19 protein-coding genes are annotated in these 25,903 nt (G+C 67.3%); 7 read left to right on the forward strand and 12 right to left on the reverse strand.

The genetic code is table 11. The features are described 5' to 3' along the window. Positions 1-4 precede the first annotated feature (4 nt). A complete protein-coding gene (locus E5A74_RS04200) occupies positions 5-697 on the forward strand; it encodes a hypothetical protein (RefSeq protein WP_135982972.1) in 693 nt (230 codons plus the stop codon). A 139-nt stretch (positions 698-836) separates the two neighbouring features. Continuing rightward, entirely contained in the window at positions 837-2,321 is a 1,485-nt protein-coding gene (locus tag E5A74_RS04205) for a serine hydrolase domain-containing protein (protein ID WP_166745592.1), read from the forward strand. Positions 2,322-2,539: 218 nt separating this feature from the next. Here the strand turns inward: E5A74_RS04205 and E5A74_RS04210 are convergent, their stop codons facing one another. Next, complete coding sequence (locus E5A74_RS04210; RefSeq protein WP_135982974.1) at positions 2,540-3,559, reverse strand: FG-GAP repeat domain-containing protein; 1,020 nt, start codon at positions 3,557-3,559, stop codon at positions 2,540-2,542. Between the two features lie 480 nt (positions 3,560-4,039). After that, positions 4,040-6,955, reverse strand: coding sequence for a TonB-dependent receptor (locus E5A74_RS04215; RefSeq protein ID WP_135982975.1), 2,916 nt, complete (start codon positions 6,953-6,955; stop codon positions 4,040-4,042). A gap of 597 nt (positions 6,956-7,552) precedes the next feature. Between E5A74_RS04215 and E5A74_RS04220 the strand changes: the two genes are divergently transcribed. Continuing rightward, the gene (locus E5A74_RS04220; protein ID WP_135982976.1) at positions 7,553-9,205 is read left to right on the forward strand and encodes an MFS transporter; all 1,653 of its coding nucleotides are present in this window, start codon (positions 7,553-7,555) and stop codon (positions 9,203-9,205) included. Positions 9,206-9,224: 19 nt separating this feature from the next. Here the strand turns inward: E5A74_RS04220 and E5A74_RS04225 are convergent, their stop codons facing one another. The 10 genes from E5A74_RS04225 to E5A74_RS04270 form a co-directional block, all read right to left on the reverse strand. Further along, entirely contained in the window at positions 9,225-10,682 is a 1,458-nt protein-coding gene (locus E5A74_RS04225) for a CehA/McbA family metallohydrolase (protein ID WP_240699634.1), read from the reverse strand. Next, positions 10,682-13,189, reverse strand: coding sequence for a TonB-dependent receptor (locus E5A74_RS04230; protein WP_135982977.1), 2,508 nt, complete (start codon positions 13,187-13,189; stop codon positions 10,682-10,684). Before E5A74_RS04230 ends, E5A74_RS04225 begins: the two co-directional genes overlap by 1 nt. A 291-nt stretch (positions 13,190-13,480) precedes the next feature. After that, positions 13,481-15,157 (reverse strand): GMC family oxidoreductase, encoded by a 1,677-nt coding sequence (locus E5A74_RS04235; RefSeq protein ID WP_135982978.1) that lies wholly within the window; start codon positions 15,155-15,157, stop codon positions 13,481-13,483. A gap of 21 nt (positions 15,158-15,178) precedes the next feature. Then, entirely contained in the window at positions 15,179-16,018 is an 840-nt protein-coding gene (locus tag E5A74_RS04240; RefSeq protein ID WP_135982979.1) for a sugar phosphate isomerase/epimerase family protein, read from the reverse strand. Then, positions 16,015-16,572, reverse strand: coding sequence for a gluconate 2-dehydrogenase subunit 3 family protein (locus E5A74_RS04245; RefSeq protein WP_135983205.1), 558 nt, complete (start codon positions 16,570-16,572; stop codon positions 16,015-16,017). The genes E5A74_RS04240 and E5A74_RS04245 overlap by 4 nt, the downstream gene beginning before the upstream one ends. Then, positions 16,572-17,399 carry a 3-keto-disaccharide hydrolase gene (locus E5A74_RS04250; protein ID WP_240699635.1) on the reverse strand — a complete coding sequence of 276 codons (828 nt, stop codon included), beginning with the start codon at positions 17,397-17,399 and terminating at the stop codon, positions 16,572-16,574. Before E5A74_RS04250 ends, E5A74_RS04245 begins: the two co-directional genes overlap by 1 nt. Before the next feature lie 11 nt (positions 17,400-17,410). Then, positions 17,411-18,319, reverse strand: coding sequence for a hydroxypyruvate isomerase family protein (locus E5A74_RS04255; RefSeq protein ID WP_135982981.1), 909 nt, complete (start codon positions 18,317-18,319; stop codon positions 17,411-17,413). Continuing rightward, a complete protein-coding gene (locus E5A74_RS04260; protein ID WP_135982982.1) occupies positions 18,316-19,617 on the reverse strand; it encodes an MFS transporter in 1,302 nt (433 codons plus the stop codon). Before E5A74_RS04260 ends, E5A74_RS04255 begins: the two co-directional genes overlap by 4 nt. 46 nt (positions 19,618-19,663) lie before the next feature. Then, positions 19,664-20,707, reverse strand: a complete 1,044-nt coding sequence (locus E5A74_RS04265) for a sugar phosphate isomerase/epimerase family protein (protein WP_135982983.1) — start codon at positions 20,705-20,707, stop codon at positions 19,664-19,666. Positions 20,708-20,732: 25 nt separating this feature from the next. Further along, on the reverse strand, positions 20,733-21,125 hold the full coding sequence (locus E5A74_RS04270) for a c-type cytochrome (RefSeq protein WP_135982984.1): 393 nt from the start codon (positions 21,123-21,125) through the stop codon (positions 20,733-20,735). Positions 21,126-21,226: 101 nt separating this feature from the next. On the opposite strand from E5A74_RS04270, the gene E5A74_RS04275 reads away from it, so the two are divergent. From E5A74_RS04275 to E5A74_RS04290, 4 genes are all read left to right on the forward strand, one after another. Next, positions 21,227-22,459, forward strand: coding sequence for a Gfo/Idh/MocA family protein (locus E5A74_RS04275; RefSeq protein ID WP_206365757.1), 1,233 nt, complete (start codon positions 21,227-21,229; stop codon positions 22,457-22,459). Between the two features lie 44 nt (positions 22,460-22,503). Then, positions 22,504-23,226, forward strand: coding sequence for an AraC family transcriptional regulator (locus E5A74_RS04280; RefSeq protein WP_166745593.1), 723 nt, complete (start codon positions 22,504-22,506; stop codon positions 23,224-23,226). A gap of 187 nt (positions 23,227-23,413) precedes the next feature. Continuing rightward, entirely contained in the window at positions 23,414-24,796 is a 1,383-nt protein-coding gene (locus E5A74_RS04285) for a serine hydrolase domain-containing protein (RefSeq protein ID WP_166745594.1), read from the forward strand. A 98-nt stretch (positions 24,797-24,894) separates the two neighbouring features. After that, entirely contained in the window at positions 24,895-25,887 is a 993-nt protein-coding gene (locus tag E5A74_RS04290; protein WP_135982987.1) for an SPFH domain-containing protein, read from the forward strand. The last annotated feature ends 16 nt before the right edge of the window (positions 25,888-25,903 follow it).

The raw sequence follows: 25,903 nt of genomic DNA on the forward strand, positions 1-25,903 counted from the left end.
ACCGATGCGACACGTGCTTTGGGCGATGGCGATTGCGCCCGCTTTCCTCGTCAATCCCCAGCCCGCCTGCGCGCAGGGCTTTCTGAAGCGGCTCGCCGAACGCGCCGTCGAGAAGGCAGAAGAACGGGTCGAGCGGATCGTCGAGGACCCGGGAACCGGCTCCACCGCTCCCGCGTCCTCCGGCGGCGACGTTCGTGGACGGGGCCGCGAAGCAGCGCCGGCCGCGGTGATGACGCCCCGCGCCGTACGCGGCGGACCGCCCCGCGCTGCGCCGGCGACGACGGAAGCCGCCCCCACGCGCGCCCCACGCTACACCGACGACATCGCCAAGCCCTCGGACGCCGAAGCGCTCCGGATCGCGTACAATCTGTTCGGCGAAGTGCGCTGCAACGACTGCGAAGGCGGGATCGATTTCGATGGGCGCCCGAAATATGCCTATGACCAGTTCAGTGGCCAATATGAGGAACGCGCCCGGCGGGCCGGCAGCTGGCAGGTCGGCCACGTGCATCGCTGGCAGGGAAAGGCCGCCGCCGGAACGCTCACGGTGCTGACCGAAGAGACGATCGACGGCTTTCGGTGCCGGCGGCTGAAATATCAGCTCGTCAAGGGCAAGGCCTCGGCGGCGCGCCCGAGCCTGATCTGCTGGGGCCTCGCCAACCGCTCCTCATCGACCGAAAACTGGCACGAGATCTACTGAGGGCGATCGGGCCTGGCATTTCGCGATGCCGGCGGCGATCTTCGTCGAACCATGGCGGCGTTGGTCGCTCAGACCTTGCCTTTCGATGCCGGTCGCGGTCGCTCTGCGCGTTCAACGACGAATCTCCGGGGATCGGCACATGAGACAATTGCTGCGCGTAGCTTATCTCGTCGGCGCGGCAGTGCTTTCGAGCGAGATTGTTTCCGCGCAGTCCGTGCCGCCGGCCGCGATCGATACCAGCGCGAGCGAGGCCGACAAGATTCTCGCCACGGATCTGGTAGCTGCGGTCAACGCCGGCGACCCGGTGACCCGCACCCGATGGGCCGCCAGATATCATTCGCTCCGCGATGGCGCCCTGAATGCCACCGACCTGAGCAAGATGCTGGGCGACATTGGCGACGCAAGCCGCGGCCTGACGCTCATTTCGACGGAACGGAAGAATGGTTGGCTGCGCCTCGACCTGCGCGCGGCAAATGGCAAGACCGGCAAGCTTTCGCTCGAAACCGACGGAACGCCGGCAAACGGCGTCTTGCGGTTCAACGCATTTGCGCGCCCCGCTCCTTATCCGGCTCCGTTAATCGATCACCCGGTCACGCGCGACGCGCTGCGAAAGGCAATCGACGACCGCTTGCGCTTCGCGGCCGGCCGGGATGAATTCTCCGGCGCCGTACTCGTGATGCGCGGCGACGAGACGATCTACAGCGGGGCGTTCGGCCAGGCCGACAAGAATTTCGGAATTCCCGTCACGCTGGACACCCGTTTCCACACGGGCTCGATGGACAAAATGTTCACCGCCGTTCTGATCGGCCAGTTGATCGAGGAAGGACGGCTTACCCTCGACACCCGGCTTGGCGAGATTCTCCCGGACTATCCCAACGCTGACGCCGCGCGTTCGATCACCCTGCGGCACCTGCTCAGCCACCAATCCGGCGTGGCTTCGTCTTTCGGCGGCCCGGCGGAAGATCGCCTTCGCCGTTTCGAACGCGTGCGCGAGCTGCTCCCGCGCTTCGCCTCCAAGCCACTGGATTTCGCGCCCGGCACCCAGGCAAGCTACAGCAACGAGGGTTTCATCCTGCTCGGCGCTATCGTCGAGAAACTGACCGGGCCGACCTATTACGACGCCGTGCAGAGCAAGGTTTTCGAGCGTGCCGGCATGAAGGACACGATCTATTACCGGATCGACCAGGTCTCGCCCCTGCGCGCTGTCGGGTATCGGTTTCCGGATGAGGATTTTCTCGGCTTCGGCGAGCGGATCAACAACTGGACCTTCCAGGGACTGGGCTATCGCGGCAACTCCTGCGGCGGTAGCTACTCGACCGTCGGCGACATCACGCGCTTCCTTCAGGCGCTGCGCAGCGGAAAGTTGCTCTCGCCCCGCATGACCGAGGAAATGACGAGCCTCCAGAAGGGCTATAGCCAATATGGCTATGGCTTCCTGCACCGCAAACTGGGGGACAGGTCGGTCCGCGGCCACACCGGGGGCGGCGCATTCTCCGGCATCAACGATATTGCCCGGATCGTTTGGGAAACCGGCTATACCGTCGTGGCGATGGGCAATTACGACGCGCCCCTCATCGAATGGGTTGGAGACGATGTCGTCAAGATGGTCGCGGCCCAGACCTAGCCTGGAACGCGATCGACCCTCCGTGCAGGTCGCGCTCGAGGAAACGTATGGACGTCGATGTCCCGGGCAAGGCGGCGACGCGTCGCAACGTCGAATGACCGAGCTCAGCGCGCAAAGCCGCCATCGCGATCAGGAATCTCAAATCCCCCGGATACTTTGAGGGTTGGTGAGCTCGCGGTGGCTGCTCGATGTCGCGCGCAACAGCCCCGGGTCGGCCTTCAGACGATGTGCCAGCTCAGCGATGTCTGCGAATTGGTGTAGCCCGCACCAACATAATCGTCGGTGCCGTCCATGAACCACATGAAGGTCGCGCCGTCGTCGTGGCGCCAGAGGATATCGGCCTTGCCGTCGCCGTTGAAGTCGGCGACGTCCTGCACCTTCCACGCGGTCGGCGCCTGCGAGTTGGTCGCCGCCTGCGACAGGACCGTCGTGCCGTCGAGCGTCCATACCCGGCTCTCGCCCGCGGCGCTGCGCCACGGCAGATCGGTGTTGCCGTCGCCGTTGAAATCGCCGACTGCGGGGCTGGTCGTGCCGCCCGCGACGCTGACGTTGGTTTGCGCGAACGTCCCGTCGCCGTTGCCGAGCAACAACGAATATCCCGATGCCGTCGTCACGACGAGGTCGATAAAGGCATCGTCGTTCAGGTGGCCGCGCGCGATTCCGTTCCCGCCAACGGGAAGAACCCTGGTCAGCGCATTGCCGAATGCCCCATCCGCCTGCCCCAGCTCTACCGCGAACAGGGCCTGCGAGGTGGCGGGATCACTCCAGACGCGCCTCGTGGTGATCAGGTCGAGCCGGCCATCGCCATTCACGTCCCCGAGAACCGTTGCGGCGATCACGCCCGGCGTGCTGGTGTTTCGTTGGAACGTGAAGCCCCCAACGCCGTCGCCATGGTAGAGATATAAATCGCTCACGGATTCCCAAGGCTCGGGTCCGTTGAAAACGAGCTTCACCACCAGATAGTCCTGGTTGCCATCCTGATTGAGGTCCGCAACGAGGATGTCGGGGCCAGTCTGCCAGGTACCGCTCACCTTGACCGGTGCAGTAAAGCTCCCGTTTCCGATGTTCTCTAGCAAAGCGACGTAGCCGTTGTGCGAGCCGTCATCGTAAATTGCCGCCAGAAGGTCGATATCGCCATCGCTGTCGAAGTCGAGGCCCGCGAGTGATTGCGCGATGCCGTCGGTAGGATAATGGGCGGGTGGGCGAAACGCGGGTACCCGAGCTTCCGTGTCGGACATAGGGACATCCTCCTGCTCGGGCGCCTCTCTCTCGCCGGCGACAACCTGTGATTATCGGGGCATTTCTCCGCCATCCCGATCGATGGTGTGCCAGTTGGCAGGGCAGAGATCAACGAGGGCGAAGTCTGTTCCGGATAAGGGTCGGTGTTCCCCGACACCGCTGAAAGCGCCCTATGATCGCCCCTTCCTCGCCGCGTGCGATGATTGACCTTACGCCGCGAGCAAAGTGGGAAGCGCGGGAGGGACCTCTGACAGTCGGAGCGGTATGATTTCGCAGATCCTCCGTCGGACACGCCGTCGTGCATTCGACTGTCGCGATCCGTTGCCAGCATATTCGTATTGGCGCGTGTCACGCGCGAAGCGCGACGGGGCGCGGGCACCGCGCGCAACGGGCGCGTGCGCTGCTTGTCCCTCGTCAACCTGCGGCCGACACCTCCCCCGCGCGGGGGAGGATTTGAAGAACGATACCGCCGACGCCTCTCACATCTTGAGGCGCGCACCGACGAGGAAGGTGCGCCCGAAATGGTTGTACTCGTAGTTGCGCTGCGCATCGACGTCGGTGAAGCGCTCGCGATAGGCGTCGGTGAGGTTGGTGCCCTCGACCGACAGCTCGATCCAGTCGGTCAGCTTGTAGCGGATCGAGGCGTCGACGTTGGTGATTGCGTCATAGCCTTCGAACACGTTGCCGGTGCCGCTGTTCTGATCATTGTACGGCCCGCGATAGCTGACCGAGGCACGCGCGCTGAAACGGCTGTCTTCGTAGTAGAGCGTCGCGTTGAACGCCTTTTTCGACAGGCCGAACAGCGTCGAGCTGCGCGTCGCTGCGACATTGGGGCCGAAGGCGCACGCCGCCGTGGGCGTGGCACCGGGCACGCACGCGTTCACCGTCGGGCCGGCCACGGTATAGTCCGCGTCGGAATCGACGAAGGTGGCGTTCACGATGCCGCCGAAGTTCGAGAGGAAGCCCGGCAGGAAGCGGAACGGGGCCTGCAACGAAAGCTCGATGCCGTTGAGCTCGGCGCCCGCGCCGTTGCCGATCGAGTTGATCGTCCAGAGCTGACCTTCGGGGTTGATCGCCGCGGGCGAGCTGGGCGGGATAATCGACAGCGGCAGGCCGGTCGAGGCGAAGCTGCCGCTGCGCGTCTCGGCTACCGGGAAGCTCTGGATCTCCTTGCGGAAGAACGCGACCGAAGCGATCGAGCCCGGCGCGAAATACCATTCGAGGCCGAGATCATAGGCCGTCGCGCGGAACGGCTCGAGGAACGGATTGCCGTAGTTGATGCGATAGTTGAACCCGTCGACCGAGCCGCCGGGCGTGAGATTGCCGAGCGTCGGGCGCGTCATCACCTTCGCGATCGCAGCGCGGATGATCACGTCGTGGACCGGCGTGATCGCGAGGTTCACCGCCGGCAGCCAATCTTCGTAATCGCGGTTCACCGTCACCGGCGTGCCGCTGGTGAGGCCGCGCGATTCCTGATCGGTGCGGACATAGCGGATGCCGGCATTGACCGCGACTTCGACGCCGCCCAGCTCGGTCTTCGCATCGAACTGAAGATAGCCGCCCTTCACTTCCTCGGTGACGCCCCGGGTATTGCCGGCGTCGACCGCCGTCGGGCGGTTGTAGAGGTTGGTATAGTCCGCGGCGGCACCGATATTGGGAACCAGCCACTCGGTGGTCGTGCCGCCCGGCTGCCCGGCATTGCCGAGCCGGAACAGCTCGCTGATCGCCGAGGTCACCGGGAGGCCGTACACCGCCGCCGGGCCGAATGCCGAACTGGGCGAACAGGTGACGGTGCCGAGCACGCGATCGAGCCCGCCATTGCCGCACACCACGGTATCGCGGGTGAACGCCTCGGAATCGAAGTCGAAGCGGCGATAGAGCCCGCCCAGCTTGACCTGGAAGCCCTCGGCGACATCCCATTCGGTGCGCAGCTGCACCGTGCGGAACTTGTTGGTGACGTTCGACGGCCGGTCGCGTAGCTCGGCGAGCTGGAAATTGGCCGGATTGGTCACGCTCGTGCCGAAGGTCAGCACCGGGCGGTTCATGTCGCTATAATCGTAGTGATAGCCCTGCGCGTCGCGATCGTCGAACACGAACGTGGTCTCGACCGGCACGTCTGCGTCGGACTTGGAGATGCCGCCGAGCAGCGTGAAGCGGAAATTGTCGCCGAGATCCTGATCCCAGCTGCCGCCGATCTGATAGAATGTCGTCTTCGACTGTTTGAGGAAATGCTCGGTGCGCACCCATGCGTCGTCGAGCGTCGCGCTAATCAGATTATTGTCGTCGTCGATGACGTAGTTGCTGACGTTGATCGACCGCTCGTTCGAGCGCAGCAGCACCTCGCCCCACTTCTCCTCGCGATTCTCGCGGAACCGCGAGAACAGGCCATCGATCGAGATCCTGGTGGCATCGCTCGGCGCCCATTGAATGCTGCCGGTGATGCCGAGACGTTCGCGATCGTGACGGACCTCGCCATAGCGCGGGATGCGCGGATGGAAGGCCAGCGCCACCGCGTCGCAAGCGGTGCTCGGACGATAGTTGCCGCCCGAATTCGCGACCGGCGTGCCGCCGGTGTTCGCCGAATAGAAGCACGGCGTGCCATTGACCGAATCGAAGCGCGCCTGCGCCCAGCGCACGGTGTTGTTGCCGAGCTCGAGCGTGTCGGTGCTCTGATAGGCCGCCGAGATCGACGCGCCCAGCGTGCCGTCGGGCGACTTCCAGCCGATCAGGCCGGCGAAGCGCGGGCCCCAATTCTTGCTGAGATCATTGTAGCTGCCCTGCGCCGAGCCGACGAGGGTGAAGCCATCCTTGCCCGCCAGCGGATTGCCGGTGTTGAGGTCCACCACCGCGCCCAGCGAGCCTTCGTCCAGGCTCGCCTCGGCGGTCTTGTGGACGACGATCGAGGTGAAGAGCTCGGAGGCGAAGACGTTGAAGTCGAACGCGCGATCGCGGTTCGAGGAGGCGCCGTCATGCGACGTGGCGATCGTCTCGAGCCCGTTCACCCGGACGCGGGTAAATTGCGAGCCGAGGCCGCGCACGGTAATCGCCCTGCCCTCGCCGCCGTCGCGCTGGATCGAGATGCCGGGGATGCGCTGAAGCGATTCTGCGAGGTTCTGATCGGGGAACTTGGCGATATCCTCGGCGACGATCGCGTCTACCGCGGAGACCGAATTGCGCTTCACATTCAGCGCGGCTTCGAGCGACTGGCGGAAGCCGGTGACCACGATCTCGTCGGCTGCCGGCTCCTCGGCAGGCTGCGCCTGCGCGTCATCGGTCGCGGCGGGTGCCGGCTCGACGGTCTGTGCCGACGCGGTCGCTGCAGCGCCGAGCGCGAGCGCAACCGCCGCCGCCGACGCGCCGATGCGCCAATCGAATCGAGAAACGCGGAATTTCATCGGGCCTCCTCCTTGCCTGTTCCTGTCGGCCCGCTCTGTGGCGAGTCCGAGATCTCCGCGCGCGATAGGCGCGCATCGATCCTCCGCCATGCAGAGGCGGGATGAGGACCAACTTCACGCCATTGGACACCGGTGTCAATAGGTAGGTTGCAAATGCTGATTTTTCATCGTGGATCCTGTGCAAATCGATGCGGGCAACAAAATCGACACCCCTACTCCTACAATATGGGACCAGCTGGAGACCCCTTTGCGAGGAAAACGGTCACCGGTGTCAATCGCTGCACGTCGAGAATCTGGAGAGCCGACACGTACTCCGCGCGGTCCGCTCGTCGGGGGGAAAATGGAAGATGCGCCGGTTCTCCCGGTGCGTTGAAGCCGCCTGACCCGACATTCTCATGGGTGACGCGCCCGTCGAGGAACGCGCGTCCCGGGGATCGGCATTCGAGACCTTCGGCTCGGTCCTGCCGTGATCAAAGCCTCCGCCGGCGCGGAACCGCGGGAGCGCGGCGGCCAGCCGGATCGTTCGGCGCGACCGAGGCAAACCGGCGCAAAACAAATTATCGCGGATCGGCCACGGTGCTGAGGTATTGAGCAGCCATGCGCGCCGTATCCGAGCATCGTTCCCCCTTCCACGTCCCGCTCTTCCGCTCGGTGTGGATCGCCAGCCTCGCGTCCAACTTCGGCGGGTTGATCCAGTCGGTCGGCGCCTCGTGGATGATGATCAATCTCGGCGGCACGCCACAGATGATCGCGCTGGTCCAGGCGTCGACCAGCCTGCCGATCATGCTGTTGTCGCTCTGGTCGGGCGCGGTCGCCGACAATCTCGATCGCCGCAGGGTGATGCTGTCGGCGCAGTTCTTCATGCTGATCGTATCGGCGCTGCTCGCCATCGGCACCTGGGCGGGCATGCTCACGCCGTGGCTCCTGCTGGTGTTCACCTTCCTGATCGGCTGCGGCACCGCGATCAACGGCCCCGCCTGGCAAGCCTCGGTCGGCGACATGGTGCCGCGCACGATGCTGCCCGACGCGGTGGCGTTCAACAGCATGGGCTTCAACGTGGCGCGCAGCGTCGGGCCGGCGATAGGCGGCGCGATCGTCGCCGTCGCGGGCGCCGCCGCGGCCTTTCTGGTCAACGCCGTGAGCTATATCGGCCTGATCGTCGTGCTCGCGCGCTGGAAGCCCGAGCTTCCGGCGGCGCGACTGCCACGCGAGCGGATCGGCGTCGCGATGGGCGCCGGGATCCGCTACGTCGCGCTCTCGCCCCCGATCCGCACCGTGCTCGCGCGCGCCGCGCTGTTCGGCTTCGCGGCCAGCGCGGTCCCCGCGATGATGCCGCTGGTCGCGCGCGACATCGTCGGCGGCGGCCCGCTCACCTTCGGTCTGCTGCTCGGCGGCTTCGGGCTCGGCGCGGTGGGCGGCGCGCTGGGCAGCCGCTGGATGCGGAGCCGGCTCTCCACCGAAGCGCTGGTGCGGCTGGCCTCGCTCGGCCTCGCCATCGGCGCGGCGGCGACCGCGGCGACGGGATGGCTGGCGCTCTCGCTCGTCGCGCTGGCGTTTTGCGGCGCGGGCTGGGTGCTGGCGCTGTCGACCTTCAACGTCAGCGTCCAGATGGCCTCGCCGCGCTGGGTGGTGGCGCGCGCGCTGGCGCTCTACCAGATGTCCGCCTTTGGCGGGATGGCGGGCGGGAGCTGGATCTTCGGCATCGTCGCGAGCGGCCATGGCGTCGAGGCCGCGCTGATTGCCGCGGCGTGCGTCCAGTTGCTCAGCGTGGTCGCCGGGCTGATCTGGTACCTGCCGCCGGTCAGCCAGCTCAACCTCGATCCGCGCGACAGCTGGGAGGAACCGCAGACGGCGGTCCCGGTCGAGGCCCGCAGCGGCCCGATCGTGATCACCATCGAGCATCGCATCGCCGAGAAGGACGTCGCCGCGTTTCTGGGCGTGATGAGCGAGCGCCGCCGGATCCGGATGCGCGACGGCGCGCGGCATTGGGCGCTGCTCCGCGACCTCGGCGACCCGCGGCTGTGGATCGAGCGCTACCATGTCGCGACCTGGCTCGATTATGTGCGCCACAACCACCGCCGCACGCACGCCGACGACGCGAACAGCGAGGCGCTCCGCCGGCTGCGGATCGACGGCAGCGAGCCGGTGGTGCACCGCCGGATCGAGCGGCAGACCGGCTCGCTGCCGCGCTTCCGCGGACCCGATGCGCGCGAGCTCGATCCGATCACCGATCCGGCACGGTCGAACTGAGCCGCCGCCCGTTGCGCGCCTATTTCGATCGGCAGCGCAGATAGATCGGGTTGCCGATCAGCAGCGGGTGCCCCGCGCCGTCGCGGACATTGACCGCCGCCCAGCCGCAGCCGGGCCGACCGAGGCGGAAGACGAGGCGCGCATCGTCGCCGTCGATCGGCTGCGTCTGCGCGGGCTTGCCGTTGGCGATGAGCTCCGCGGTCGCACCGGCGACGCCCCGGGCATGGATGCGGAGCAGCGTCTCCGGGGCGGCGTCGAGCGTTCCGCCCATCGCCGCGACCCGGCCGCCCGCCGCGCCCTCCACCTCGAGCAATCGTTTCGCGCCGCCGCGCACGTCGATGAAGACATTGCCCGCGCGGATGCCGGCGAGGATCGCATCGGTCGACAGATTGGCGGCATGCACCACCGTGGTCGGCCGGCCGATCGGCGCCTTGCCCGACGGCGCATCGGGATCGTGATTGTCGCTGCCGGCGATGCCGGTCAGCCTGTGGCCCGCGTTGAGCCGGGCATACCAGAAGCCGATCCCGGCGAGCGGCCCCTCGGCGGCGTTGGCGTTGACCGCCTCGATCGCGGTGACCGCCGACCAATCGGTGTCGGGCCAGGTCCAGCCGCAGCCCATGCACGCCTCGCCCGAGGGCAGCGCCGGATGGTTGAGCGACAGGAGACCGCCCGAAGCCGCCGCGGCGCGCTGGAGCGCGCGGACATCGGGCACCGCGCGGCTGCCGATCCGGAAATCGACGAAGCCCCGCGGGCCGATCAGATTGGCATGGCCGCCGAAAGTGGTGATCTCCGCCCCTGGGATCAGCAGCAATCTGTCGAAAAAGGGCTGGAGCTCGCGCAGGCCGGAGAAATGCGCGGTGGTGTTGTGATCGGTCACCGCGACGAAATCGAGCCCCGCCTTCGCCGCCGCCTCGACGGTGCGGAACAGCGGGCACGGCACGCGCCTGCCCGACTGGCTGGCGCAGCTGCCGTCGCTGTGCGCGTCGTGCATGTGGAGATCGCCGCGATACCAGCCGGGATTGCGATCGATCGGCGGATCGGCGATCGCCGCGCTGGCATGCCGCACCGCGCCGCGATCGAACGCCACGGTGACGCGATAGGCGGCTTTGCTCCCGGCGCGGGCATTGGGAACGCCGAGCATCACCTGCCAGCGCCCGGCCGGCAGCGCGCCGGGCAGATAGCCCGGGCTGGCATCGCTCGGCGCGATGGTGAAGCGATCGCGCGTGCCGCCGCTCCAGCCGCGGAAGCGCACCGGATCCCACAGGCCGAGATCTACCACGGTCTTGCTCGCCTTGTCGTAGCTGAGCGTCACCGTGATCCGCTCGACGCCCTTGGGGACGTCGAACGGCACCGGCTTGTAGTGCTGATGATCGGCGCCGGTGATCGCGCCGGTGAAGACGAGATCGGGTGCCGCCTCCTGCGCCCCCGCCGTGATGGGCGCCAGCGCGGCGAGCAACGCAGGAAGCAGCATCCGCATCAGAACTTGAAGTCCACCGCGAAGCGGAAGTTCCGGCCAAGGATCGGGCGGCCGATGAACAGCAGATCGTTGGCCTGGCCGCTGGTCAGCTCGCCGGCGCGCGGATTGCCTTCGGTGAGGCCGATCGTGTTGGTGAGATTGTCGCCATAGGCCCAGAGGCTGATCTGGTCGGTCACGTTCAGCCGCACGCTGGCGTTGAGCACGGTATAGGCCGGCAGCGTCGAGGTGTTCGCCGCATCGGCATAGCGCCTGGTATAATGCTCGACGTCGAGCTGGGCGCGGAAGCGGTTGTCGAACAGATTGACCGCCGGGGTGGCGCGCAGCGCGAGCTTGGGGACGCGGAGCAGCTGATTGCCCGAATAATCGCGCGGGATCAGCGTCTGGACGCCGTTGACCGTGGCCAGCTCGTTGAAGGCGAGGTTGCGGAAGGTCGGCTCCTGCCACGTCGCATTGAGCGTGAAATCGAAGAACGGCGCCGGGCGGAGCGTGCCTTCAAACTCGACGCCATAGGCGCGGGTGTCGGTGTAGACGGTCTGCTGGGTATAGCTGTTGGTCGCCGTGTCGAAGCGGGTGTTGCCGATCGAATAGGAGTCGAAATCGGTCAGAAAGGCCGTCGCGTAGAGGCTGAGCAGGCGCGAACTATATTTCAGCCCCGCCTCCCACATGTCGATCCCCTGCACCACCGGCTGCGCGGCGGCGCTGGTGATGAAGCTGCCGACGCTCGGCAGGCGGAAGGCCGAGGTGTAGCGCGCGAACAGGCCCGCATCCTCCATGAACTGCCAGTTGGCGCCGAGCGTCCAGCCGAGCCGATCGAAGGTGCGGCTATAGGGCACGAACACGCCGCTGCCGGTGAGCACGCTATCGTCGGCGAGCGTTGCGGCGTTGCGGAGATTGACCGTGCGGCTGTTCTCCTGCGCGCCGGCGGCCGAGACCTTCTCCCAGCGCAGCCCGCCGTCGATGCGGAAGCCCGGCGCGATCTGCCATTCGTCCGACGCATAGACCGCGACGGTGCGCTGCGAACCATAGCCATTGGCGAATTCCGAGCCGTAGCGCGCGACGCCGTTCTCGGTCAGCGCGCCGACGACATTGCCCGCGGCATTGAGCGCGACGAGATCGAGCAGGCGCGAATTGCCCGACACGTCCTGGATCGTCGACGCCGAATAGCGGCGGAAGGTCTCCTTGATATAGGCGTAGTAGATGCCGACCGCGAAGTCGTGGGTACCCGCCGCCTCGAAGCGGTGTGCGAGGCGCAGGTCGTTGAGCAGCTCGCTCTCTTCGACCGTGACCGGGCGCGCGGCGTTGATGAACACGTCGCCATTGCCGTTCTGGCCGGCGACATCGAACGCCTGGCCGTTGTCAACATAGCGCAGCTGGATGCTGGTCGCGCCCGGGAAAGCGCCGATCACCTGGTTGCGATAGGTGTTGAGCAGCGCCGTCGCGGTACTCACCGAGGCCGGATAGACGCCGTTCCGCACCGTGTTCGAATCGCGGTAGCGCATGCGGTGGCTGAGCTTCCAGCCGTCACCGACCTGCCAGTCGCTCAGCCAGCTGATCTGGTCGAGCCGGATGCGCGTGCCCTGATCCTCGCGAAAGTCGACCGGGCCGGTCGCGCTCTTGAGCGTCATGCGGCGGACCTGCGCGCTCGCGGTGGTGTCGTAATGCGGATCGAAGCCGGGCAGCCCGACGATGTCGCCCTCGCTGTCCTTGGTCAGCGGGATGCCGGTGTAGAAGATCGCATTGTCGGCGAGGTGCTTGTAGCTGATCGTCGTGCTGCCGTTGGCGAAATCGCCGTGCAGATCGGCGCGGATCTGGCCGCCCTTGTTGCCGGTGAAGCCCGGATCGCGCACGCCACGCTCGTTGCGGTAGAAGCCGCCGACGCCGATGCCCCAGCCGCCGCCAATCGGTGCGCCGACCCAGCCGTCAACGCGGTAGAGATCGGCGGTCGGGCCATAGAGCACCCGCGCCACGCCCGAGATTTCGTCGCCCGGCTTGCGGGTGATGAAGTTGACCGCGCCGCCCGGCGCGTTCGAATAGAAGACCGACGACGGGCCGCCGCGGACGACTTCGATACGATCGATCGACTGATCGACGCGGAAGGCCTGATCGGCGTTGAGATAGCCCAGCGCCGGATCGTGCTGCACCGGCAGCCCGTCCTCGAGCAGGTTGATCGAGCCGAAGCCGTCGACCGGGATGCCGCGGGCGCGGACGTTGCCCGAGCCTTCGCCGCCCGAGGCCTCGACCCAGAAGCCGGGGACCGATTTGAGCGTTTCGGTGACGCTCGACGGTGCGCGCGAACGCAGCATGTCGGCGTCGATCGTGGTGACCGCGTAGCTGGTCTCGACCCGGGTACGCTCGCCGGCGCCGGCGCGGCCGGTGACGATGATGTCCTGCCCCTCGGTTTCGGCTTCCGGCGCGGCGGGTTGATCGGCGGTCTGGGCGAGCGCGTGGCTGCTGCACGTGACGAGCAGCGCCGCGACGACGGCGCGGACAGGATAGGCGACCTTCATGTGATTTCTTCCCCGGCAAACTACCCGCTGGATGCGGTCGCCGGGGCATTAGGCGCGGGTCGTGACGGGTCGGTGGCGTCGTTGCTGCACTGCAATGACAGCGGCATGGCAATTCGAGTGGATGGTATGCCTTGCGGGTATAGGACGAAAAAGATCCTCCCCGGCACGGGGAGGGGGACCATGCGAAGCATGGTGGAGGGGGCGTGCCGCAAGGGATTCCCTCGCGGAGAGCCCCTCCACCACGCTACTACGTTGCGCGGTCCCCCTCCCCGTTCCGGGGAGGGTCTTTTCCTAGATCGCCCCCGCCTTCATCTGCTTGACGGCATAGTCGGCCGCGCGGGCGGTGAGCGCCATGAAGGTGAGCGACGGATTGACGCACGAGATCGACGCCATCTGCGCGCCGTCGGTGACGAACAGATTGGCGGCGTCGTGCGCCTGGCTCCATTTGTTGAGCACCGACTGGCGCGGATCGGCGGCCATGCGGGCACCACCCATCTCGTGGATCGCGTCGCCGGGGACGTGCTCGCCCTCGTCGCTGGTCACGTTGAGCAGCCCCGCCGCGCGCAGCATCTTCTCGCCCTCGGTCCGCGCGTCGCGCATCATCCTGAGCTCGTTCTCGCGGAAGGTGACGTCGAAGCGCATCAGCGGGATGCCGAAGCGATCGACCTTGTCGGCGTGGAGGCTGACGCGATTGTCCTCATAGGGCAGGCACTCGCCGAACGCGCCCATGCCGAACTTCCATCCGCCATATTTGCGCATGCCCTGCTTCATCGACGCGCCGAAGCCGACGGGCTGCGCCGGATCGCGCCGCGCGCTGCCCTGATAGCCATAGCCGCGCCTGAAACCGATGCCTTCCTCGCCGCCGACATTGCGGAAGCGCGGGATATAGACCCCGCCGGGGCGGCGGCCATATTCGATATAGTCGGTCATGCCGGGGATCTCGCCCGAGATGCCGACGCGGAAGATGTGATCCATCACATAGCGGCCGAGCGTGCCGCTGGTGTCGAAATGGCTCTTGCTGCTGCCCGGGATCCGCGAGTTCATCAGGATCTGGGTCGACGCCATCGCCGAGGCGCAGAGGAACACCAGCCGCGCCGGGATCACCTCGGCCTGTTTGGTCTTGGCGTCGACCACGCGGACGCCGGTGACCTTCTTCGTCTTCGGGTCATATTCGAGGTTCGAGACCACGGCGTCCGAACGCAGCGTCAGGCGGCCGGTGGCGCGCGCCGCGGGCAGCGTCACCGCCTGCGTCGAGAAATAGGCGCCGAACGAGCAGCCGCGACCGCACTGGTTACGGAACTGGCACTTGCTGCGGCCCTGCGCTTCCTTGTCCTCGGTCATGTTCGAGAGGCGGGTGTTGATCAGCTTGCGCCCGGGCGTCGTCGCCTCGAGCCGGCCCTTCACCCATTTCTCGGCGATGTTCATCTGCATCGGCGGCTGGAACGCGCTGTCGGGCAGCTGCGGCAGATTCTCGCGCGAGCCCGACACGCCAATATATTTCTCGACATAATCATACCACGGGGCGAGATCCTCGTAGCGGATCGGCCAGTCGATCCCGACCTGCTCGCGCTTGTTGGCCTCGAAATCCTCAGGGCTCCAGCGGAAGCTCCAGCGGCCCCAGATCAGCGACTTGCCGCCGACCGCGCCCGGGCGGATCCAGTAGAATTTCTCCCCCTCGCCATAGGCATAGGGATTCAACCGGTCGTTATTGTAGAACTTCCGGTTGCCGGGCGAGACATAGCCGTGCTTGGCGATGAAATAATCGCTGTCGACCAGCGATTTGGGCATGATGTCGCGGCTGGGGATCTCGAAGGCGGGCTTGCCGTCGAAATCATAGCCCTCGCCATGCTCGACCATCACGCCACGATCGAGCATCAGGACCTTGAGCCCCTTCTCGGTGAGTTCCTTCGCCGCCCATCCGCCGCTCACTCCGGAGCCGATGACGATCGCATCGAACTTGTCCGCCATAGCTGTGTTCCTCGAACTAAATTACGCGCGCAGCTTGCTGAGCGTCGCGAAGCTGGTCTGGATGTCGGGCAGATAGGGCGCCGGCGACTGATCGTTCTCGACATAGAAATGCTTCACGCCCGCGGTCGCGTTGAGCGTGAAGATGTCGGCGAAATCAATCACGCCCTTGCCGACGCTGGTCATCTTGCCGTCGGCGGTGCGATCCTTGACGTGATAGGCGTAGATCCGGCCCGGATGGCGCTTGATCAGCGCCTTGGGATCCTCGCCCGCGGCGATCGCCCAGAACAGGTCGAGCTCGAGCTTGACCAACGCCGGATCGGTATCGGTGACCAGCGTCTCGTACAGGCTGACACCGCCGGGCTTGGTGGTGAACTCGAAATCATGGTTGTGATAGGCGAAGTCGAGCCCCTCCCCCTTGAGCTGCTTCGCCCAGCGGTTGAAATTGGCGACCGCCAGCTTCCAGCTCTCGGCGTTGCGCTGCTCAGCGACCATGTAGGGCAGGATCACCGTGTCGGCGCCCAGCGTCTTCGCCATCTTCACCGAACCGGCGAAATCGCTGTTCAGCGCATCATAGCCGATATGCAGCGAGGGCGACTTCAGGCCCAGCCGGTCCATCGTTTGGCGGAGCGCGGCATGATCCATCTTGTCATAGCCGCCGCCGCCATATTCGACCTCGCGATAGCCGATCGCCGCGACCTTGCCGAGCGTGCCCATCGGGTCCGCGGCGAAGAGCTCGCGCACCGTGTAGAGCTGGAGCCCCACCGGCCTGCCCTTGAGGCTCTTCGCCACCAGCGGCCCCGCCGCGAGCGTCGTCGCGAGCGCGGCGCCGCCCGCCATCCATTGCCGTCGGCTGATCATCATGACGAGAACACCTTGTTGACCTGAGAATAGGGATAGGCGCCGTCGTACCGGCCCGGGACGGGCAGATATTCGCGCTCTTGGGTGATGCCGATCTCCGACGTGAAATAGCCGGTGATCACGAGCTGGCGGAACTTGTCGAAGAAGTCCTCGCCGCCGGGCAGCTTGTCTTCCATCGCCAGCGTGAGCAGCGCGTCCTGCTGCGCCGGCGTCGCCTTGTCGGTGGCGACCTTGTAATCCTGCTGGCTGCGCGCCTCGATCGCGTCGAGCCCGGCGAGGATCGGTTTGCGATCCTCGGGCGCCGCCCAATCGGCGAGCAGCTTCTCGATGAAGGCGGGAACCCCCGCGGCGATCGCGCCGGGGGTATCGGTGGTCGGCATCACCCGCTCGCTGAGCGCGGTCACCGCGGCGCGCTGCTGCGCGCTGAACACCGGCGTGCTCGGCGGCCCGTCGCTGATCCCGGTTGCCTGTGCCTTCGCCGCGCGGGCGATCGGGGCGTACAGCCCCGCGCCGAACATCGCGACCATGCCCGCAAGGGCGTCTCTGCGATCGATGATCATTTCACACTACCTTCGAAATCATAGCTCGCCGCCGCCTCGGGCAGCGGGCGCACCCAGATGTTCCGGAACGAGACCGGCGAATTATGGTCCTGGAGCTGGATCGGCGCGGCATCGCCATGCGCCTGATAGGTGCCGACCTTGCGCCAGATCGTGCCGCCCAGCCAGGGCTGGCGGTTCTGCACCAGCACGCCGTTGAGGAACGCCGTGATGTATGCAGGGCGCAGCAGCTTGCCGTCGGGCCCGAAATGCGGGCGCTCGAAGACGACGTCGTAGCTCTGCCATTCGCCAGGCTTGCGCGAGGCGTTCACCAGCGGCGGCTTCCAGCCATAGATCGCCCCGACGGTGCCGTCGGCATAAGTGGGGTTCTGATAGCCGTCGAGGATCTGGATCTCGTAGCGCTGCATGAACCAGATGCCGCTGTTGCCGCGATCCTGCGAGGTCTTGGTCGGCGGATTGGGCGAGCGATATTCGAGATGGAGCTGGACGTCGCCGAAGCTCGCCTTGCTGACCAGCGCATTCTCGCCGCCGCCGCCGGCGCGCGGCGTAGACGTGACGGCGCCGTCCTTGAGCGCCCACGGCGTCGCCTGCGCCTGCCACGCGTCGAGCGACTTGCCGTCGAACAGCACCACGGCGTCCGCAGGCGGCGCGCCGGGGGTCGCGGCGGGCGTCACCACCTGCGGATAGGGCCGATCGGCATCGTGGACCTGCCACTTGCCGTCGGGCAGCATCGGCGTGTCCTTGAAGCCCGGCTTCTCCTGCGCGACGGCGGGACTTGCCGCCGTCGCCGCCACCGCCATCGCGGTGGCCCATGCGATACGCTTCACTGCTTCCTCCCTCATGCCGCGTCGATGGCGCGATAGGCGGCGATCAGCCGCTCCTCGCCGGCGCGTCCCTCGATCGAATTGCCATGTTCCATGCCGATGACTCCGGCATATTTCCGCGCGCGCAGCCAGCGCACGACATTCTGAAAATTCACCTCGCCGGTCCCCGGCTCCTTGCGGCCGGGATTGTCGCCGAACTGGATATAGCCGATCTCGTCCCAGCAGGCGCCGAGGGTGTTGATCAAATTCCCCGCCTGGATCTGCTCGTGATAGAGGTCGGCGAGCACCTTCACCGCAGGACTGTCGACGCCGCGCGCGACCGCGAAGCCCTGCGGGATCGTCTGCAGGAACACGCCCGGGTGGTTCACGATCGTGTTGAGCGGCTCCATCACCATGACGAGCCCGTGCGGTTCGACGATCTCGGCGGCGCGGCGCATCGTGTCGATGATCCGCCCGGTCTGGATCTCGACCGGCAGCCGGCGATCGAGAAAGCCGGTGACCACCGTCATCCACTTGACGTCGAGCCGCTTGGCGACGTCGATCGAGGCGCGGACATCGCGCAGAAAGGCCTGGCGATCGCCATCGTCGTTGCCGCCGAGCACCGGGCGGAAATCGGCCCATCGCGGCATGCTGGCGACGAACACGCCCATCGTCATGCCGCGCTGCCGGAGCGCGCGCGCCATCGCATTCTGGTCGGCGATGGTGCGGCCCGCCGCTTCATTGTCTTCCCAGGCAGTGAAGCCCTGATCGGCGGCGTACGCGATCTGCTCAAGCCGGTTGCCGCGGCTCGCGAAGCTGCCCTCGTGCGGCGCGAAGCCGAGCGAGAAGCGTGCGGCGTTCTGCGCCGGCGCGGCACGGCCCATCGTTGCCGTGCCCGCCGCTGCGGCGCTGGCGGCCAGTATCGATCGCCGGCTGAGCTTCACGCCGTCTCGCCTGCCAGCGCCGCGCGCGACTTGCCGCGCTCGCGCAGCCAGATGAAGCCGAACACCGCGAGCAGCACCACCGGCAGGATCGCCAGCTTCTGGAACGACACCGACGCCGCGGCGTCCTCCGCCGCAAGCTTGGCCGCGCCGGCGAGCTGCGCGAACGCCTCGGGCCCGCCGGCGAACTCGACCTTGGCCTTGTCGAACATCGCGCCGAGCAAGGGCAGGACGAAGAAGCTGGCGAGCGCGCCGGCCGACCCGACCAGCCCCATCGCCCACGATCCGCCACGCGGATAGCGCTCCGCCACCGAGGCGAGCATCGTCGGCCACATCACGCACACGCCGAGACCCCATACGGTGGCGGCGAGCACCGCCGTCACCGGCGTCTGCGCCTGGCTCAGCATGAACAGCCCGATCGCGGCGAGCAGGCTCGACACCCAGAGCAGGCCGGGATTCGAGATTCTGTTGGCGAGACGGCCGGCGAAATGGCGGAACACGAACATCAGCGCATTGACGTAAACGAGCAGCAGGATGCCGCGCATGCCCACCCGGTTCGACAGCGCCACGTCGATCCACTGGCCGGGAGCCAGCTCGGACGAGGCGGTGAGGAACATCGCGCCGAACCAGATGAAGAAGCTCGGGCGGCGGAACACCTCGCTGACCATCTCGCCGAAGCTCACCCCGGTCTCGCTGCGCAGCGGCGGCGGGAAGGTGGTGGTCGCGGCGATCACCACGGTGAGCGCCGCGGGGATCATCACCAGCGCCATGATGCCCTGCCACGGCAAGGTCGCCGAGAGGAAGAAGCCGGCGAGCCCGCCGACGATGATCCCGCCGGGGAACCAGGCATGGAGCACGTTGAGCCGATGGGTGGTGTCCTCGGGATAGAGCTGCGCGGTCAGCGGATTGATCGCCGCCTCGGTCAGCCCCCAGCCGATGCCGCTGAGCAGCATGCCGAGCCAGACGATCGTGTAGATCGTCATGCCCGTCGCGAGATTGCCCGCGCTGATGATCAGCAGCGGCCCGAGGATGAAGCACAGCCCGGCGCCGAGCAGGCAGCGCTTCATGCCGATCTGATCGAGCAGCGCGCTGGCGACGAACAGCGTGATCGAGAAGCTGAGGAACGCCGCACCGAGCGCGGCGGCGATCAGCTCGCCCGCGTGCAGCGGGGCGATCGGATCGATCCATTCGGCCTTGAGTCCGCTGGCGATCGCCCCGCGGATCGCGAGGCTCGACGCCGCGGTGAACAGCGCGAGGACGCCGAGCCAGAACAGCCGTCCCTTGTTCAATGTCGTGGCCATTTTCTGGCTCCCTCCCCTTATCGTTATCGTGCGCCCGGTCGTGTCGTCAGCCCAGCCCCAGCAGCTTGCGGTTGAGCCCCGGATCGCTCCCGCCCGCGAAATCGTCGAATGCCTTGTCCGCCCGCCGGATCATGTGCGCCGCGATGAACGGCGCGCCTTCGCGCGCGCCGTCTTCGGGATGCTTGAGGCAGCATTCCCATTCGAGCACTGCCCAACCTTCGTATCCATACTGTGTCAGCTTCGAGAAAATGCCGCCGAAATCGACCTGACCGTCGCCGAGCGAGCGGAAGCGGCCGGGGCGATCGACCCAGTCCTGGAAGCCGCCATAGACCCCCGAGCGCCCCGTCGGGTTGAGCTCGGCGTCCTTGACGTGGAACATCTTGATGCGCTCGTGATAGATGTCGATGAACGCCAGATAGTCGAGCGCCTGCAGCACGTAGTGGCTGGGGTCGTAGAGGATGTTGGCGCGCGGGTGATTGTCGACCCCCGCGAGGAACCGCTCGAAGGTGACGCCGTCGTGGAGATCCTCGCCGGGGTGGATCTCATAGGCGAGGTCGACGCCCTGCCCGTCGAACGCGTCGAGGATCGGCCGCCAGCGCTTCGCCAGCTCGCCGAACGCTTCCTCGACCAGCCCGGCCGGGCGCTGCGGCCACGGATAGAGATAGGGCCAGGCGAGCGCGCCCGAGAAGGTCGCATGCGCGTCGAGCCCGAGCCGCCGGCTCGCCTTGGCAGCGAGATGGAGCTGCGCGACCGCCCATTGCTGGCGCTCGGCGGGCTTGCCCTTGAGCGCATCGGGCGCGAACGCATCGAAGGCGACGTCATAGGCAGGGTGCACCGCGACCAGCTGCCCCTGGAGATGCGTCGAGAGTTCGGTGATCTCGACCCCCGCCTCGCGGCAAATGCCGGCGAGCTCGTCGCAATAATCCTGGCTCTCGGCGGCTTTGGCGAGGTCGATGCAGCGGCTATCCCAAGTGGGAATCTGGACGCCGACATAGCCGGCATCGGCCATCCAGCGCGCCGCCGAGGCAAGCGTGTCGAACGGCGCCGCGTCGCTCATGAACTGGGCGAGGAAGACCGCCGGACCCTTCATGCCACCCCTCCCGTCGGTGCGAAGCTCACTTCGCGGTTTCGGCCTTGAGATACGCGATCAGCGCAGCGCGTTTGGCCGGATCGGTCACCTTCATCGGCATGCGCGTGCCGGGCACCTTCTGCGTCGGCGCGGCGAGGAATTGATCGAGCGTCTGCGCATTCCAGACGATGTTCGATGCCTTGAGCGCGGGGCTGTAGTTGAAGCCCGGCACAGAACCGGCCTTGCGGCCGAACAGGCCGTGGAGATTGGGGCCCAGCAGGCTCTTCCCGCCGGCAGAAAGCGTGTGGCACGCCTTGCAGGTAGCGAAGGCCGCCGCGCCCGCATCCTGGACGGGAGGTGCGGCGACGGACGGCAACGCTGTCAGGGTCAGCGCACATAATGTTGCCGCAACCGGCGACAACATGATCAGAGATTTCATTATCCTCTCCGGTCTGGCAACGATCGGTAGGCTTCATGTAAGCGGTTCGCGCCGCACGGCGCAACCATTTATCAGACATAAAATCGATGGACGGAGGACCGATGGAGACGGGCACGCAGCCAAGGTTACGCTACGGCATGGTGGGGGGCGGCGAAGGCGCGTTCATCGGCGCGGTGCATCGCATGGCGGCGTCGCTCGACGGCGCATACCAGCTGGTGTGCGGCGCGTTCAGCAGCGATGCGGAACGCAACCGGCGCAGCGCCGCGGGCCTCGGGCTCGATCCCGCGCGCGCCTATGCGACGCTCGACGCGCTGCTCGCCGGCGAGGCGGCGCTGCCCGCGGATCAGCGGATGCAGGCGCTGGCGATCGTCACCCCCAATCACCTCCACGCCCCCGCCGCGATTGCCGCGCTCGATGCCGGCTTCCACGTCTTCTCCGAGAAGCCGATGGCGCTCGACCTCGACGAGGCGCTGGCGATCGAGGCGGCGGTGCAGCGCAGCGGCAGGCTCTACGGGCTGGCCTTCACCTATAGCGGCTATCCGCTGGTCGAGGAGGCGCGGGCGCGCGTCGCGCGGGGCGATTTCGGCGCGATCCGGCTGGTCCAGGCCGAATATTGGCAAGGCTGGCTGAGCCAGCCGATCGACCGCGACGGGCAGAAACAGGCCGAATGGCGCACCGATCCGGCGCGCGCCGGGCTGGGCGGCTGCCTCGGCGACATCGGCACCCACGCCTTCCAGCTCGCCGAGCATGTCTCGGGGCTGACCGTCGAGGCGCTCAGCGCCGATCTCGCCATCCATGTCCCCGGCCGCCGGCTCGACGACGACGTCGCCGCGCTGCTCCGCTTCGAAGGCGGCGCACGCGGGGTGCTCAAGGCGACGCAGGTCGCCGCGGGCGAGGAGAATGGCCTGCGGCTGCGCGTCTATGGCGAGAAAGGCGGGCTCGAATGGTCGCAGATGGAGCCCAACACGCTGACGCTGCGCTGGCTCGACCGCCCCGCCGAGACCGTCCGCGCCGGCGGCCCCGGCCTCGACCCGCTGACCGCCGCACGGCTGCGCACGCCCTCAGGCCATCCCGAAGGGTATATCGAGGCCTTCGCCAATCTCTATCAGAGCTTCGGCCGGACGATCCGTGCCGGCGCAGGAGCTCCCCCGGTGCGCGGCGCGGCGGACTGGTTCCCGGGCATCACCGACGGTCTCAGGACGATGACCTTCGTCGAGGCGATGATCCAGAACAGCGCCGGCGACGCCAAATGGACCGCGCTCGCCAAGGTGCTGGAGGCGCGCCGGATATCGGCCGGCCTGCCCCCCCAGACTGCGCCGGCCCCGATCGCGTGAGACGCCATGACTGCCTGTTGGCAGCGCCGCACCATGCGGTGAGCGTGTCCCGCTACGCCCCGGGCGAGCGGCATCGCGCGCACCGCGATCGCTACCCGCGTATCAGCTTCGTCCTCCGGGGCGGGTATCGCGAGGAAAGCCGGCCGGGCGCCATTCGCATGACGCCCGGCGATGTCCTGCTCAAATCGCACCGCGCGCTGCACGAGGACCAGTTCGGGAGCGACGGCGCCATCGTCGCCTCGATCGAATTTCTGACCGACGATCCGTTCGACGCCGCCCCGCACGCGCCCGAATGGCACCGCCGCTCGGACGGCTTCGCGCTCCGTCATGCCGCCGGGCTGCTCGAAGCCGCATTGGCAGGCGATTCGGCGGGGGTGGCGACCGCGGGAAACGACCTGATCGCGACGCGGCCGGACGATATCGCGGAGCGGCGACCGCCCCCGGCGTGGCTCCGGCATCTCAAGGAGGAGCTGGAAACCGTCAGCCAGGCACAGGTCGACGTTCGCGCCCGCGCGATCGCCGCCGGGGTCCATCCGGTCCACGCCTCGCGCCTGTTCCGGCAATGCTATGCCATGTCGATCAGCGATCATGCCCGCGCGCAGGGCGTGCGGCGCGCGCTGGCGCTGATGACGCGCGAGGCGGCGCTGAGCGACGTCGCCGTGGCGGCCGGCTTCTATGACCAGAGCCATATGAATCGCGTCTTCCGCCGCGTGATCGGCCGCACTCCCGGCGCGCAGCGGGCGCAATGGTTGCGCGCGATCGGCTAAGATCGTCCAATACGCGCGCGCCGTACCGCTCCAGGGTGTGGCCATGGATCGTCGTTCCTTATTGCTCGGCATCGGGGCCGCCTCGCTGTCGGGCGCCGCCAAGGCCGCAGATGCGCAAATTCCGCCTCGCCGAGGGGCTTCCAGCTTTCCGCTGGCAGACGAACTCGACGAGCGCATCTACAAGGCCATGCGCCGGCTTTCGGCGGCCACCGGCCTTGCGGTCGCGGTCTATTCCCCTGACGGAACCTACGCGCGCGGGTTCGGCGTCACCGAGCTTCGGGCAGGCCGGCCAGTCGACGCGGACACCTGCTTCTACATCGGATCATCGACCAAGCCGCTGACCGCCCTGACGCTCGCAACCATGGCGCATCGCGGTGCGCTCGACCTGGCCGCGCCGATCGCCCGCTGGGCCGAGGCCGCGCCCTTCCCCGCCGAGGTTCGGGCAGGCGAAGTGACGTTGCGCCACCTGCTGGCGCACATCTCCGGAATCAGTTGCGATCCCATCGGCTTCCGCGTCGCCTTTTCCGGCCAGCACGATCCGGCGACGCTGTGGCGCCTGCTCGCCGCGTGCACCGTCGACACCGAGGCGCCGCCCGGCACCTTCCACTACACCAACATCGGCTACAACATCGCCACGCTCCTCACCGACCGGCATTTCGGCCGACCGTGGCAGGACATGCTGGAACGCGAGCTCTTCGGCCCCGCACGCATGCGGCATGCCAGCGCGCGCATGTCGCGTGCGCGGCGCGAAGGCTGGCCTGTCGCCAGGCCGCACGTCGCGCTGCCCGAAGGCGTGACGCCGATCGGCCTGCAGAAGGATGACGCGACGATGCATTCGGCGGGCGGCGTGATCATGAGCGCCCATGATGCCGTCCGGTGGCTCGAGCTAATGAGCGAAGCCGGCGCGATCGGCGGGCGGCAAATCGTCCCTGCCGCAGCGGTGCTCGCGACCCGCGCGCCGATCGCCGCGCTTCGCGCCGAATTCGCCGGCTATACCCGCACCGCCTACGGGCTCGGCTGGTACCATGTGCCGTTCCGTGACGAGCTGATGCTGCACCATCTCGGCGGCTTTGCCGGCGCGCGCGCCCATGTCTCGTACATCCCGGCGCGACGGATCGGAGTCGCCGCGTTCGTGAACGATTCGAGCGCGGCCACCGAGCTCACCGACGCCATCGCCGACTATGTCTATGATCGCACCGCGCGGCGCGCAGACGCCGTCCAGGTCTTCGACGCACGGATCGAGCAACTCGTGATCGCGCGCGACCGCCTCTACGCGAAGATCACCGCGGATCGCGCGGCGCGAGCGGCACGCCGCTCGACGCTGACCCGGCCGATGCAGGAATATGCCGGGCGATATTGCAACGACGCGTTTGGCGAGATCGAAGTCAGCGCGTCGGCGCGATCGCTCGACATCCACTTCGGCGCGATGCGCGCGCTCGCCGAGCCCTCGCCGGAACCCGAGACCGTCCGGGTCGAGCTCGTTCCGATGCAGGGCGAGCGGATCGGCTTCGTCGACGGCGGATCGGCGCTGCGATACCGCGGCGCGATCTACACGCGCATACGAGCCTGAAAAAACGCACGCGCGGCGCCCGGCCCGCGCCCTTACGTCGCTTTGCTGTTTCGGACTCGCGCGGAAGCCTCTATCCTCGCCGCGGAAGAGGGGGACGTATGGGCATTTTCGATTTTCTCTCGAAGCAGTTCGTCGACGTCATCGACTGGGTCGACGAGCCGGGCACGCTGGCGATCCGCTATCCGATGCAGGATCGCGAGATCCAGAACGGCGCGCAGCTGACCGTGCGCGCCGGCCAGACCGCGCTCTTCTACAACGAAGGCCAGCTCGCCGACGCCTTCCTGCCCGGGCTCTACACGCTCGAGACCGGCAACCTGCCGGTGCTCACCGCGCTGATGAACTGGGACAAGGGCTTCGCCTCGCCGTTCAAGGCCGATGTCTATTATTTCAGCCAGAAGGAGCAGACCGGGCTGAAATGGGGGACGCAGCAGCCGATCACGGTGCGCGACAAGGAATTCGGCCCCTTACGCGTCCGCGCCTTCGGCTCCTATTCGTTCCGCATCGAGAGCGTGCCGACCTTCGCGGTGAAGATGATGGGCTCGCTCGACCGGCTCACCGTGCACGATCTCGAGGATCAGCTGCGCGGCGTGATCGCCACTGCGATCGCCTCGGCGCTGGGCACCGGCGAGATCGCGTTCCTCGACCTCGCCGCCAACCAGAGCGTGCTCTCCGAGAAGCTCAAGGCCGCGGTCGAGCCCGCCTTCGCCGCCTGGGGCCTCAGCTGCACCAGCTTCTTCATCGAGAGCCTGTCGCTGCCCGAGGAAGTCCAGGCGCATCTCGATAAGGCGAGCTCGATGCGCGTCGTCGGCGATCTCGATCGCTTCGTCCGCTTCCAGAGCGCGCAGGCGATCGAGACCGCGGCCGGCCAGTCTGGCGGCGTCGCGGGCGCCGGCGCGGGCATGGCGGCGGGACTGGCGATCGGCCAGACCATGGCGGGCGGCATCGGTGCCGCGCCTTCGGCTCCGGCGGCGGCATTGGGCGAGGACGCCTATGCGCAGATCGAGAAGCTCCACAAATTGCTGACCATCGGCGCGATCACGCAGGAGGATTTCGACGCCAAGAAGGCCGAGCTGCTGAGCCGTATCCGCTGATCGGGATTCCGGCCGC

The sequence above is a fragment of the Sphingomonas naasensis genome (genome assembly GCF_004792695.1).
Taxonomy (GTDB): domain Bacteria; phylum Pseudomonadota; class Alphaproteobacteria; order Sphingomonadales; family Sphingomonadaceae; genus Sphingomonas; species Sphingomonas naasensis.

Excerpts from the sequence above, each read along its gene's own strand:
- E5A74_RS04200 (WP_135982972.1), top strand. The coding sequence starts at position 5 with ATGCGACACGTGCTTTGGGCGATGGCGATTGCGCCCGCTTTCCTCGTC.
- E5A74_RS04205 (WP_166745592.1), top strand. The coding sequence starts at position 837 with ATGAGACAATTGCTGCGCGTAGCTTATCTCGTCGGCGCGGCAGTGCTT.
- E5A74_RS04210 (WP_135982974.1), bottom strand. The coding sequence starts at position 3,559 with ATGTCCGACACGGAAGCTCGGGTACCCGCGTTTCGCCCACCCGCCCAT.
- E5A74_RS04215 (WP_135982975.1), bottom strand. The coding sequence starts at position 6,955 with ATGAAATTCCGCGTTTCTCGATTCGATTGGCGCATCGGCGCGTCGGCG.
- E5A74_RS04220 (WP_135982976.1), top strand. The coding sequence starts at position 7,553 with ATGCGCGCCGTATCCGAGCATCGTTCCCCCTTCCACGTCCCGCTCTTC.
- E5A74_RS04225 (WP_240699634.1), bottom strand. The coding sequence starts at position 10,682 with ATGCGGATGCTGCTTCCTGCGTTGCTCGCCGCGCTGGCGCCCATCACG.
- E5A74_RS04230 (WP_135982977.1), bottom strand. The coding sequence starts at position 13,189 with ATGAAGGTCGCCTATCCTGTCCGCGCCGTCGTCGCGGCGCTGCTCGTC.
- E5A74_RS04235 (WP_135982978.1), bottom strand. The coding sequence starts at position 15,157 with ATGGCGGACAAGTTCGATGCGATCGTCATCGGCTCCGGAGTGAGCGGC.
- E5A74_RS04240 (WP_135982979.1), bottom strand. The coding sequence starts at position 16,018 with ATGATGATCAGCCGACGGCAATGGATGGCGGGCGGCGCCGCGCTCGCG.
- E5A74_RS04260 (WP_135982982.1), bottom strand. The coding sequence starts at position 19,617 with ATGGCCACGACATTGAACAAGGGACGGCTGTTCTGGCTCGGCGTCCTC.
- E5A74_RS04265 (WP_135982983.1), bottom strand. The coding sequence starts at position 20,707 with ATGAAGGGTCCGGCGGTCTTCCTCGCCCAGTTCATGAGCGACGCGGCG.
- E5A74_RS04270 (WP_135982984.1), bottom strand. The coding sequence starts at position 21,125 with ATGAAATCTCTGATCATGTTGTCGCCGGTTGCGGCAACATTATGTGCG.
- E5A74_RS04275 (WP_206365757.1), top strand. The coding sequence starts at position 21,227 with ATGGAGACGGGCACGCAGCCAAGGTTACGCTACGGCATGGTGGGGGGC.
- E5A74_RS04285 (WP_166745594.1), top strand. The coding sequence starts at position 23,414 with ATGCGCCGGCTTTCGGCGGCCACCGGCCTTGCGGTCGCGGTCTATTCC.
- E5A74_RS04290 (WP_135982987.1), top strand. The coding sequence starts at position 24,895 with ATGGGCATTTTCGATTTTCTCTCGAAGCAGTTCGTCGACGTCATCGAC.